Source organism: Lysinibacillus sp. FW301-JW8 (genome assembly GCF_058788755.1).
Map to the genome: position 1 here is coordinate 1 of NZ_JBYTBB010000051.1, position 13,044 is coordinate 13,044.

Consider the following 13,044-nt stretch of genomic DNA (forward strand, 5'->3'; position numbering starts at 1 on the left):
TCCGAAGTAGCTCAGTTGGTAGTAGCACCTGACTGTTAATCAGGTTGTCGCAGGTTCGAGTCCTGCCTTCGGAGCCACGGCCCGTTGGTCAAGTGGTTAAGACACCGCCCTTTCACGGCGGTAACACGGGTTCGAATCCCGTACGGGTCATCAAGCATGTAGCACAGTTGTGTGTTACATGCTTTTTTCTTTATGTATGTCAATCAATTGCCTTATAAAATAGTGAAATTATAAGCCAAAAATTATAATACCATCCTAAATGAAACCATGGTCATTTGAGAGGAATAATCATAGTGCATTAGAAAGTGCGATCCTGCACTAGATAGAGCCAATTAATGAATCTGTAGACAGTTCAAAGTCTGAGGTAAATAATTTTAATTTTATAAAGAAGAAATCATTTGTGTGGATTAATTAAGCCTTGAAACACAAGGTGAAGACTTACAATTTAAATCATATAAATAAATGACCAGTACTCACTTTAAATGAGTAACTGGTCATTTTTGCTTACATCAACAATACATTATTTCTTTGCCTACCTATTAACATAATCAGATACTATGAGAGCACCTAAATGATTTGGTTTCTATACATTACTTTATTTACATTATGTCTTACGGTCTTATGACCAGCTTTAGTACCTTTACCAATAGCTATAAGCATAACATCTAAATACCTTTCGGAAATATTTAAGATTTCTTTTAATTTCTTAGAATCATAGCCTGACATAGTGATTGTCTCAAAACCAGCTTCATTTGCTAACAAAATTAATGACATTGACGCAAGACTTACATCTCTAGTTAATTCTAGTTCTAGATCTTCTTTAGATTTATTTTCATAATAATTTATGGCAGCATTCGCTAGATAATCTCTTAGTGATTCATCAAAATAACCTGCCTGAAAGCCTTCTTCATGTATCTTAATAATATTACCTTTATCAAATGCCTGATAATCACCTAACATAACAATTAATGTTGAAGCCTCTATCACTTGTTGTTGATTAAAGGCTATAGGCAATAATAAATTTCTTAAATCTGGTTCATCAATAATTAAGTATCGAGTAGCTTGAATATTATTTCCATTAGGTGACTTACTTGCACTTTCAATTAATGAGGTTAGAATTTCTGAACTAATTTTATAACTTGGATCATAATGTCTAACTGAACGTCTTTTTTCTAAAATATTTTTTACACTCATTTTATCAACTCCGAAATTTTATTTATTGCACCTTTAATTATAGTAAGCAATAATAAATAAGAAAATAACGCACAAAAATGTGGTATAGCCACTTTTAAGTGCCTATTTAGGAGGAAAAGCACAAGCACATGGTTAACTATAATACTGGAATCAACATTTTTATGAACATTGCAGGTGGAAAGTGGAAATGTCTGATACTCTTTTTCTTGAGCCAAAAATCAGTAAGGACAAAAGAGTTTTACGAATTTATACCTGGAATTACACAAAAAGTCCTAACAGATCAATTGAAACAGTTAGAAAGAGATGGACTTGTACAAAGAGAAGTATTTAAAGAAGTACCTCCAAAAGTGGAATACAGCTTAACTGATCTAGGAAAATCATTTGTACCAGTATTAAACACAATGTGTGAATTCGGTAATACGTATGCACGTATAAAAGGTATAGAGAAAGATCAACAAATTTATTGTGATATGTTCCTTAGTTCTCAAAACGAAAAGATATAGTAATTGTCACTTGTTCCTAAGTTGTTCCTTTTCAATATGCTTGATAAATTAGCTCTTGATATTTTATGGAATTACATGACAGCCTCTATAAAACTATTTCATATAAGGTTAAAGGTGACTGTATATAAAGAGGGGAAAAGTGACCAATATTATTACACTATAATTATATTGGTCACTTTCATTTTTAGCGGTTAAGTGACTATCAGTATTAGTAGTCATTCTAATAGCATTGTGAATCTAACTGCTCTATATTATTTTGAAGTTAACATTTCTGCGAATTAGAAATGAAGTGAATGAGTGTGCGTGGAATTTCTTTTGTTTAACTATAATTTTGAGACTACTTTATTCCAAGCAACATTTATTGCAGATGGGCGTGTAGGAACCAGCCGTATTAATGAAAATAAAATCAATAGGTTAACATTTTCAGCTTTCAAAGGACTAAGTAAATTTCCAATAGCTTTTTTTACTCTAATACCTCATCAATAAAGGATAATGACCAGCAAGCTAAATTTAGCCAAGCTGGTCATCTTTTTTGTATTTGTAAGGATGGATTTGCCTTTGTAATATATCTGCGCAAATAAAAATACAAAACATCTCTAGAATAAGTGGAGTTGTGTAGAAGTTGTATAGACCCATGTGATAACCTTTACTTGTTTTCTAGACTAACTTTTAAGGAGGGGATGTTATGAAAATTGTGATAGTAGATGATGAAAATCAATCATTAAAAAGACTAAAAAACTTACTTAAAAAAAGTAATGTCTCGGAAGTCGACATAGTTGGAGAATATACAAATTTTCTAGAAGTGGTTGCTCAAATACAAACAATGCAACCAGATGTTGTATTTTTAGATATAGTAATGCCTGATATGGACGGCCTAACACTTGGTAAAAGGGTTCGGGAACTATTACCAAACATAGAAATTGTCTTTACTTCAGTCTTTGACAAATATGCGATAGAAGCTTTCAATTTGCATGCCATAGACTATCTATTAAAGCCTGTGCAAAAGCCACGTTTACATAAAACATTGGAACGACTTCAAAAGATTATCGAAAAAAAACAACCAAACACAACTAGGCAAAAAATGATTCAACTGTTAGGAAGTATAAAGGTAGTAATGCCTGATGGAAATGCGCAAGTAATGAAGTGGCGCACATCAAAAGCAAAGGAATTGTTTACTTATATGCTTACCCATCGCAATGAAATCATTCAACGAGACCTCATTTTGAAGCTGTTTTGGCCAGAAATTGATATGGATAAGGCCTCTAAGCAGCTTTACACAGTTATTTATACCATCCGTCAAACTTTGGAGAATTATGGATTAGACGGAGTGGAAATTTCCAGTCCATTATTGAAATCAGGCTATCAGTTATTATTGAAAGATGTGGAAATCGATGTGGAACAATGGTTAACACAATTAAAGTCTTTACCTCCGCTTGAATTGACTACAATAAGGGCACATGAGCAGGTATTCCAAGCCTATTCAGGCAATTATTTGGGTGATAGTGATTATTTATGGTCAAAAAGCGAAAGGGAACGACTAAGACGTTTATGGTTATACCATGCACAACAATTAAGTAAATATTATATTAAAAATGAGAACTACTTTGCTGCTGTAAAGGTGCAAGTAAAGGTTCAGTCATTTTTCCCTGATGAGGAAGAAAGGTATTTTACCTTGATGAAGCTCTACGATTTACTGAGCAATGCAGCTGCTGTTGAGGAACAATACTGGTTATTAAAGAAAATGCTAAAGAAGCAAGTAGCAATGGAGCCAAGTGAGGAAATTGAAAGATGGTATCAAAAATGGAGACAAATGAGCGCGATTTTGCAGGTTTAATTGATCTAAAACTTAAAGAGCAGTTCTCATGGCCACGTTCTTTAGCGCATGGATTCTTCTCTTCATAACTCACTCTTCTTTAAAACTGTTCAACTTTTTTTAAAAGAATCTTTTCCTTTCATAATAAAAAGATATTTGGTATTAGTTAATAATATTGTTTAATCATATAAAGAAATCCAATTAGCTGTGCTATGAAAGCTGAAGACTTGTAAAGTTAATAGAAATTTTGCGAAAGGTAATGTGAAATAATGACATTGCCTATTTTTTATGTTGTAGAAGCTTGTATAACCAATGTCTAAAGAGCACATTGTGCCAAATTACTGATGTAAATATTTTGTATAGGTTGATGTTCTATAGTTAAGTGTGAGGAAATATCGAAAAACCTCAGATTTCTTGGAGTTGGTCTAGTTCATAAAAGGAGGATGAGTAGCTCTTTACCAAGAATTTTATGACACTTTTTTAAGATTGGAGGAACAAAAATGGAAGTTACAAAGCAACAAAAATGGTGGAAGCGCTCGTTAAACACATTTCTTGCAACAGCATTAGTGGCAAGTAGCGTATCATTTGTGGGTGCTCCACAGCAAGCAAAAGCGGCTCCAACAGCTAGTTATGTAGGACCAGGTGGAGTACCTATTACTGATTTTATATCACATGTAGATGTTGAACAAAGTGCAAAGAATAATGGTTCTAACGCATTTGTATTGCAGGATTTGGCTGGTGGTTTTGATTGGATTTACAATTCGACTATAGGTGATCCTATTACATTTAATAATCATGTGATAGGTGGAAGAATTAATTTCCACCAAGCAACAGATGCTAAAAATACTAAGATGCTTTTTAGAACCCTAAAAGATAGCACAAATCTACCTAATCCTGATGCTACAACAAGAGCAAGGGAAGTATTTTCTATTCAAAAATCAGGTGGACAAGGGTTTCCGTGGGAGTTTAATGCCCACTTAAGCGGAGATGGTGCAAAATATACTGATAATGAAATTATTACAGCAGCAGGCACAACACAAGCTAAGAAGAAAACAATTACATCACTTACTGAGATAGTTTCATCACCTAGCATTTTAAATATATTAAGTACAGACGAGAAATGGAACTTATCCATTAATGGTCGTACACAGCATACAGAAACAAAAGCAGTCGATGGACATGTAGTTGATTGGACTACTACAACTGGTCAACAAGCAGGCAAGGAGTATATTGGATTTTCTGAAAGTAGCCCTTTTATTAATGGAAATATTTCCGAGGTACTGATATCTAATAGAGAATTAACTCCATCAGAACGCCATCAAATAAACAGTTATCTTGCTTTTAAATATGGGATTACGTTGAAAAAGGATGATGGCACAACGGATGACTATGTTGCAAGCGATGGTAGCACAAAAATGTGGACTGCTGGCAACAATACTGGTTATGGTAAGCGCGTTACAGGTATTGGGCATGACGTTGCTAGTGGGATTGATCAAAAGCAATCTAAATCGCAAGCTGATGGGGCATTGGTGACGATTGCGGCAGGAGATATAATCGCTCCAATAAATCGAGAGAATAATACACAGATTGAAAATTTAGCATTTCTTTCATTTAGCGATAACAATGGTCAGGCACTATACAATATAGATTTATCCAACAACTTGCCTGCCACATTAGCATATGTGAATAGTGATACAAAAACAACAGCCAACCGATTAGAACGGATTTTCAAGGTAGAAAAAAATGGTACATGGCAAGATAACCAAGATCTCACTTTACAAGTTGATGGGGCAGACAAAAATTCACACAGATTTGCTTTGTATATTAGTGATGTTGAAGGATTCAATAGTGCTGCAACAATCGTTGTGCCGACGGATAAAGTAACAGGTAAAGTAACCATTAAAAATAGCCAATTATCAAATGCTAATTATTTTACATTTATTCAGTATGTGGATAAAAAAGACTTAGAAATACGTGTAAATGAAATTGATGCTGAAAACTTGCAACAAGCAAATTATATAATTGCTCCGTGGACAGCCTTTGAACAAGCTTTATTAGCTGCGAAAAGTGTATTGACTGATTCAGGAAAAACGGCTGCTGAGGTTGAAGCGGCATTAACAGCTTTAAATACTGCAAGACAGAATTTAGAACCACTAGTAGTCGACGTTGGTCCTGGAGGTATAGGCCGAGCAGGTCTATGGTTAGATTCGAACAAACAAGTAACAACAACAAATGGTACTGTTGGGACATGGAAAGATCGTAGTACAAATAATAATAGTTTTGATCAATCGAATGTTAATAAACAACCTGCTTTAAATGATGACAGCAATCGATTAAATTTCAATAAAGCAGTACAATTCGATGGTACGAATGATACTTTGATAGATTCGGATGGTATTCTTGATAAAAAGACTTATCATGACTTTAATGTATTTGTTGTAGCGAAAAATAAACTAAACACAAGTAATAGTCTATTTTGGCAATCGGTTCCAGGTGGTGCTTCTCTCAACAGAATACAAGCTCATATACCTTGGGGAACATCAGCAATGTGGGACGTGAATAACGGCGTTTCTAATCGTATTACAACTATAGCTTCAGATAAAATAGATATTAATACATCTTACATTTGGAATTTGAACTACAGTAATAATCAAAGTACAGCTACTGAGGATCAAGGTGTACAGTCCATATATCGTGATGGAAAGAGTTTGATTACTGCAGCTGGTCGAACTACTCAGATTACAGGTAATAAAGAACCAATGACACTTGGTGCGGAAAATCAAAATGGAGCTGAAAAAAGTTTTTACAACGGGCAAATAGGCGAATTTATCGTTTATACATCCCCTTTAACAGCTTTAGATAAACAAAAAATTAACTCTTATCTAGCAATTAAATATGGAATATCATTAATTGATACGAGTTATTTATTCTCAGACGGTACAACAGTTTGGGATAAAACAGTAAATTCAGGTTATAGCCATAATATTGCTGGTATTGCTCGTGATAATGCGCAAGACCTGCACCAAAAACAAAGTCGTGCAACAAACGATACATTAGGGCTGATTATTGGTATTGGACCGTCGTTGTCTGAGAAAAACGAAGCAATTGCTGATAATCTCTTAATTAATCAACAAGCATTAGTTTGGGGTGATAACGGCTCTGAATTGAAATTTACGAAGCAGCTTGGCACTACAGACAAAAATCATGCAGAACGTATTTGGAAAGTGCAAAATACGGAAAGTGTTGGTGAGGTAAATATTGCGATTCCAAAAGCTTCTGTGCCAACTGGTACAACATTATTAGTGGGAACAAGTGAGACGGATTTCACTACTGTTACATCTTATCCGATGACAGAGGCGACAGTTGGAGGCACAGAATACTATGTAGCAAAAGCGACATTAGCCAATGGTCAGTATTTCACTTTTGCAGCGGATGTACCGGTTCCACAAAGCGTGAAAGTGGAAGATATCTCTGTGAATCAAAATCAAATTGTTGTGACATTTGATAAAGACATCAAATTAACGGCACCTGAAGCAACTGGGTTTACAGTAACTATAGGTACTGAAACAATTACACTTACAAATGCGGATTTTAAAGTAGATCCTGCAGATTCAAAACGATTGCTGGTTACATTACCAGCAGGGAAAGAAACGACTGGTAAAGCTGTTAAAGTTGAATATAACGGACAAGGTAATTTAACAGGCACAAATAATGTTCCAGTAAATACCTTTGAAAAAGAGTTAACAATTGTTGATAAAACAGCGCTTCAAAATAAAGTAACGGAAATAGAAGGCTTAACACCAACACATTACACATCAGAAAGCTGGTCAAAATTACAGGAGAAATTAACTGAGGCAAAAGCAGTGTTAACGAATCCTACTGCTACACAACAAGAGGTAAATGCTGCATTACAGGCATTGGAAGATGCAAAAAATGCCTTAAAAGCACCAAAACCAACAAGTGTGGCACTGACACAAACAGTATCAGAAGGTAATAAAGTGACACTGACATTCAATCAAGAAGTAGAGCTAACAGATTTAACAGGCTTTACTGTCATGGTGGATGGCACACCAGTAACACCGACAGTTGAAGTTGATCCAACTGATAGTAAAAAGGTGATCTTTACATTACCGAATGGCACAGACGTAACGAATAAAGAAGTGAAGGTAATTTATAATGGTGCAGGTAATTTAAAAGGTAAGGGAGCGACAGGTGCGCCTGTAGAGAATTTTGAAATGGTGGCAGAGGACCCATACAGCGCAGCGTTCCAAATTACGAAACCAGACGCAGTGACAGCTAATCCGAAACCAACAATTGGTGGGAAGGTGGATGTAACCACAACACCATCTACTGTGACAATTGTCTTGAAAAATAACAAGGATGAGTCTCTGCTGGTAGATGTGGCGGCAACAGTCGATCCACTAACAGGTGAATGGACATATACACCACCAACAGGTTTACCAGATGGCACATACACAATTATTGCAACAGCAACAAATGGACAACAAACGGTAACGAAGAAACATACATTTACAGTGGCAACAACACCAATAGTAAACAAAGTACCACTACAACAAAAGGTTGACGATGCTAAAAATCTAGTTGCAGGTGAGTATACACCAGCGAGCTGGGCACAGTATCAAGATGCTTTAAAGAAAGCGAATGAAGTGCTGACGAATCCAAATGCAACACAGGAAGAAGTAGATAAAGCATTAGCAGCATTAACAGCGGCACAAAATGCACTTGTGAAATTAGGCAAAGGATTGAGTGCATTAACACCATCTACAGGCGGTGCATTAAGCCCAAGCTTCCAAACAGGTGTCACAGATTACACAATGACTGTTGGTTATCCAACAAATGTGATTGACTTTACAGCAATTCCAGTTGAGGCTGGTGCTACAGTAACGACAACAGTTAATGGGCAGCCAGGCAGTATTGGCCAAATTCCATTGCGTGTAGGCGAAAACATACTTGTCATTACAGTAAAAGATGCAAATGGTAATGAGAAGCACTATACCATAAAAATCTATCGTCAAGCTGATACATCTTACCCGGGTGGTGGGAATTCAGGTAACGGTGGTACGACAACACCAGTAACACCGACACCAGGCGACACAAAAACAAAAATCCAAGTGGAGCTTGAAATCGATGGCGAAAAACCACTAGAAAAAACAACTGTAGAGATTGAGCGTACAAAACATGACAATGGCGATATCACAGACTTTGTAGCTCTCACAGAAGCGAATGCCAAAGAAGCTGTGGCAAAGGCAAAAGCAATCGGTAACGATATTGCGCGTATCGTATTACCAGATGTGAATGATGAAGTGAAGGAAGCGAAAGTCGAAATTCCGAAAGAATCCTTGAAATTATTACGCGATAATGGGATAGCATTAGAAATTTCAACGGAAAACGGACATATTGCGATTCCTGTGAGTTCAATGGAGGGCATTGACGATAACTTCTACTTCCGTTTAGTACCCGTGAAAAAGGAAAGCGGGCGTCAAGCGATTGAAGAACGTGCACGAGCAGAGCGCGTTGTGCGAGCAACACTGCAAAGCAATGATGTACATGTAGTAGCACGTCCAATGACAATCGAAACGAATATGCCAAATCGTCCTGTGCAGGTAACATTGCCATTAAAAGGCGTGAAAATCCCAACGGGTGCAGCAGAGCGTGAGGCATTCCTGAAGCAATTAGCGGTATTTATTGAACACTCCGATGGGGAGAAGAAAGTCGTTATCCCTGAGGTAGTAACAATGGCGAAGGGTGAGCTAGGCTTACGCTTTACAGTAGAGAAGTTCAGCACATTCACAATTATTCAGGTGAATAAGGTCGAAGAAACAAAACCATCTCTTGAAGTAAAAGAGCATGAAGCGTACATTAAGGGCTTCCCAGATGGCACATTCGGTCCAGAGAAAAACGTAACACGTGCTCAAGTGGCAACGATGATTGCGCGTATCTTAGGCTATACAGATGGACCAGTAAACACTGCACCATTTAAGGATATTCCAAGTGATCATTACGCAGCGGGAGCTATTGCCTTTGTCAAAGAGCGTAGCATTATGAATGGCGATATTAATGGTAACTTCCGTGCCAGTGAAAACATTACACGTGCACAAATGGCAACGGTAGTGGCGAACTTTAAGCAACTGCATATCGAAGAGAATGTAGCGATTACATTCAACGATACAAAAGGTCATTGGGCACAATGGATAATCGAAGCGAACCGTGTGGCAGGCATCATCAACGGTCGTCAGGATGGTAGCTTTGCGCCAGAAGAATATTTAACACGTGCTCAAGCGGTGATCATGATGAACCGCATGTTTGAGCGCGGTCCGCTACAAGGCGTAACAGCACCAAGCTTCCCAGATGTAAAAGCAACACACTGGGCATTCAAAGAAATTGAGGAAGCAGCGAAATCTCATACTTATTTTATTGATGAAGATGGGGACGAGCAACTTTCAAAATAAGACATATAGCAAAAGCAGGCTAGGGGAAACCTTAGCCTGCTTTTTGAATAGAGACGGATAGACTCGACATCGCCCTCTACTTATTTAGGAATTTGTAAGGAGATTGTTGTGCCTTGTCCAACCACGCTTTCTATGGTTAATTCTACGCCAAATAATTGTTTTAGGCGCTGTTGGGTATTGACGAGGCCCACGCTTCTTTTCTCTTTAGGACCATTGTTATCAAAGCCAACGCCATTATCGGAAATGGTTATGTTAAAGTGTTGCTCAGTCTCTACAATCCGAATTGTCACGGTTCCTCCTCCGCGTTGAGGTAAAATGCCGTGCTGGATGGCGTTTTCGACAAGTGTCTGTATGGATAGTGGAGGGATGGACAGTTCTATATTCTCAGGGATGTCCCATATTACTTGAACTTTATCGCCAAAGCGTATTTGTTCTATGGCAAGATAGGCACGAACGAGCTTTAATTCATAGTCGATTGGCACGACTAAATCGACATTTTGGAAATCGAAGCTCGTTTGTAGATAATCACTAAAGGCAAGTAGTAATTCTTCCATTTTCTCCTCATCTACACCATGTAAAGAAATAATAGAGTTCAAAGTATTGAAGAAAAAGTGTGGCTGAATTTGTGCCTGAAGCCATGCAGCTTCAATGCGCAGACGCTCTTCGCTAGATTGCTTCACTTGAATAAGAGCTTGAACACGTGATTTAAGCTCCATATATTCCATTGGTTTTTTAACATAATCATTGGCGCCACTTAAAAAGGCAAGTTGAATATCTTCACTTTGCTGTCGAGCTGTTAAGAACAATATCGGTAACTCTGAGATAGAAAGTTTTTCGCGAATGTGCTTGGCCAAATCATAGCCAGACATATGCGGCATCATAATATCAGAAATAACTAAATCATAGCTATTGTTTTGAAGCATATCGAGAGCCTCTACCCCACTTAAAGCTGTTTCAATTTCAAAGGAATCCGTTGAAAATGCATTGACAAGTACTTGTAAGTTTACAGCGTCATCGTCAACAATGAGAATTCTTGCATGGCTAGTTACTAAAGAGTTCGTTTCTGTAGTAGCAGCAATATTGTGTTCTCTCGAAAAATCATTTAAAAATGAATATTTGATGAATGCAGTATCCTTCTCAACATTTAATTCACTATCTTCCACATTCTGCGACTTCGCTATTGGTAATGAGAAAGTAAAGGTTGAGCCAACGCCGATAGTAGATGATACCGACATTGTTCCCCCGTGTAAGGAAACAAGCTTATGGCAAATGCTTAAACCTAATCCAAGGCCACCACCTATGGATGTCATTGTCGAATCCACTTGTTCATAGGGCTCAAATACGATTTCTTGCATATTTTTATCAATGCCAATTCCCGTATCTGTAACGGAAATATATAATTGTTTCCCAACTACTTCAGCATCAATCGTAATGGAACCTTGTTCAGTAAATTTAATGGCATTATGAATTAAATTCGCAAAAATTTGAATAAGTCGTGTCTCGTCGGCAAAAACAAATGGTGAATTAATAGGTATTCGCACAATAAGTTCAATTGGCTTTCCTTTCAGCATAAAACGAAACATATTACTGACCCCACTTGCGAGGTTATAAGCATTCAAAGGTTTTGGTTGTAGTTGAAGCGTTTTTTCTTTTAATTTTACTAAATCCAATAAATCATCTAACATGTGGGTCATGTGGTTTCCGATTCTTACCATTAGCTTTAAATCATTTTGATCTTCTTTATCTACCTGCTTAGCTAACATCGTTTGGGCAATACTCATCATGCCATGCAAAGGGTTACGCAGTTCATGAGAGGTATTTGCTAGAAAATCATCCTTTGTATTTATTTCTTTTTGTAATTTCACAGAAAGTTTTTCTGTTTGTAAAGTTGTTTGAAAATAGCTTGTAAACCAAAATGCGGATAATGCAGATACACCAATAAATATATCAAAAGGATAATGACTATAAGGTAATGTTGTATTCTGTCTTATAGGTAAAAATAATGAATTGGTTACCACTGCTGTACCTGTTAATAATAAAAATATCACGCCTTTTTGACCTTTTAAAGCTATGATCAATGTGAAAATAGTTATAATAATAGGAGAGACGATAAAAAGTATTATAAATATCAATTTGGTTTAAAAAATATATTCAATGGGCGCTACTACAATAAAAGATAAATAGAAAGTACATACCAATGGGACAATAGTTAATATTTTAGGCTTAGAGTATTCCTTCATCAATTCACGTAGTAATAAAACAAAAAACAACGCATTATGTATGTAAGAGAAATACGTTAGTTTGTTTGCCCAAATCCAATTTATTGGTAAATAACTAAATAATATTCTATTGCTAGAAGTGAGTATCGTTAAACAAGCTGAAATAGTAATCATGGCAAAATAAAATAAAGTTTTATTTCGAATGCCTATACCCCAAAGCAAAATTGTAAATAGTAGGTAAATTAGAAAGACTAGACAAACGGCCATTTGAGTTTCAATGGAAAAGGACGTTGATTGTTCCATTGAGTGTAGATCGCCAAGAATAATTTCTCGTTGAAACCCACCTTGTTCATAAGGATTTGTTTGAACGCCTTGTATAATAATTTCGCTTTCATTAGTATCAAGCGTAAAAAAATAAGTTATAGGTCTGCCAATAGGAGCATTTTGAGTAAGATTCGTCGTAAGATTTCCTAATCCTCCAATAAATTGACCGTCTATATAAAGCTCATAGGGTGCTAAACCTTCAGGAATCGTAATACCGTACATCTGAGAGGAAGTGTGTTCTTTTAAAATTTTTAAACGATAAGAACCATAATGAGTTTTCTCGCTATTTTTAAAGTATTGATCCCAAGATTCTGGCTGATTCGTAAAAACCTTATTTTGTTCAACTGATTGGACATTTTCAGAAGCGAGGAGGACGTTAGGGTAGAATTCCCATTCTTTCTGTAGCTTAACTTTGAAATTTTGGCTTGTATCAATTCTCCTTAAATCTAACGTTCCTTGTATAGCATTGACTCCTTCTGAAATGTTTGTGAAATTCATCCAAGTAAAGTGTAAAAAGGTTA

Annotated in this window: 6 protein-coding genes and 2 tRNA genes; 5 read left to right on the forward strand and 3 right to left on the reverse strand. The window is 36.5% G+C overall.

All coding sequences use genetic code 11. From position 1 onward, the window contains the following. Both AC3WOM_RS18635 and AC3WOM_RS18640 read left to right on the forward strand, forming a co-directional pair. Positions 1-77: transfer RNA gene (locus AC3WOM_RS18635), tRNA-Asn, on the forward strand. A gap of 1 nt (position 78) precedes the next feature. Next, positions 79-150: transfer RNA gene (locus AC3WOM_RS18640), tRNA-Glu, on the forward strand. 417 nt (positions 151-567) lie between these two features. On the opposite strand, the gene AC3WOM_RS18645 is transcribed toward AC3WOM_RS18640, so the two are convergent. Continuing rightward, on the reverse strand, positions 568-1,194 hold the full coding sequence (locus tag AC3WOM_RS18645) for a nitroreductase family protein (protein ID WP_492447907.1): 627 nt from the start codon (positions 1,192-1,194) through the stop codon (positions 568-570). Positions 1,195-1,322: 128 nt separating this feature from the next. On the opposite strand from AC3WOM_RS18645, the gene AC3WOM_RS18650 reads away from it, so the two are divergent. The 3 genes from AC3WOM_RS18650 (at position 1,323) to AC3WOM_RS18660 (ending at position 9,980) form a co-directional block, all read left to right on the forward strand. After that, the gene (locus AC3WOM_RS18650) at positions 1,323-1,697 is read left to right on the forward strand and encodes a winged helix-turn-helix transcriptional regulator (protein ID WP_492447908.1); all 375 of its coding nucleotides are present in this window, start codon (positions 1,323-1,325) and stop codon (positions 1,695-1,697) included. A gap of 685 nt (positions 1,698-2,382) precedes the next feature. After that, the gene (locus AC3WOM_RS18655; protein WP_492447909.1) at positions 2,383-3,531 is read left to right on the forward strand and encodes a response regulator; all 1,149 of its coding nucleotides are present in this window, start codon (positions 2,383-2,385) and stop codon (positions 3,529-3,531) included. 479 nt (positions 3,532-4,010) lie between these two features. Continuing rightward, a complete protein-coding gene (locus AC3WOM_RS18660) occupies positions 4,011-9,980 on the forward strand; it encodes a DUF8202 domain-containing protein (protein WP_492447910.1) in 5,970 nt (1,989 codons plus the stop codon). 80 nt (positions 9,981-10,060) lie between these two features. Here AC3WOM_RS18660 and AC3WOM_RS18665 read toward each other — a convergent pair whose 3' ends face one another. Together AC3WOM_RS18665 and AC3WOM_RS18670 are read right to left on the reverse strand one after the other, a co-directional pair. Further along, complete coding sequence (locus tag AC3WOM_RS18665) at positions 10,061-12,028, reverse strand: ATP-binding protein (protein WP_492447911.1); 1,968 nt, start codon at positions 12,026-12,028, stop codon at positions 10,061-10,063. A 90-nt stretch (positions 12,029-12,118) separates the two neighbouring features. Next, a complete protein-coding gene (locus AC3WOM_RS18670; protein ID WP_492447913.1) occupies positions 12,119-13,021 on the reverse strand; it encodes a hypothetical protein in 903 nt (300 codons plus the stop codon). Positions 13,022-13,044: the final 23 nt, after the last annotated feature.

Coding starts and splice junctions, on each gene's coding strand:
- AC3WOM_RS18645 (WP_492447907.1), bottom strand. CDS start 1,194: ATGAGTGTAAAAAATATTTTAGAAAAAAGACGTTCAGTTAGACATTAT.
- AC3WOM_RS18650 (WP_492447908.1), top strand. CDS start 1,323: ATGGTTAACTATAATACTGGAATCAACATTTTTATGAACATTGCAGGT.
- AC3WOM_RS18655 (WP_492447909.1), top strand. CDS start 2,383: ATGAAAATTGTGATAGTAGATGATGAAAATCAATCATTAAAAAGACTA.
- AC3WOM_RS18660 (WP_492447910.1), top strand. CDS start 4,011: ATGGAAGTTACAAAGCAACAAAAATGGTGGAAGCGCTCGTTAAACACA.
- AC3WOM_RS18670 (WP_492447913.1), bottom strand. CDS start 13,021: ATGAATTTCACAAACATTTCAGAAGGAGTCAATGCTATACAAGGAACG.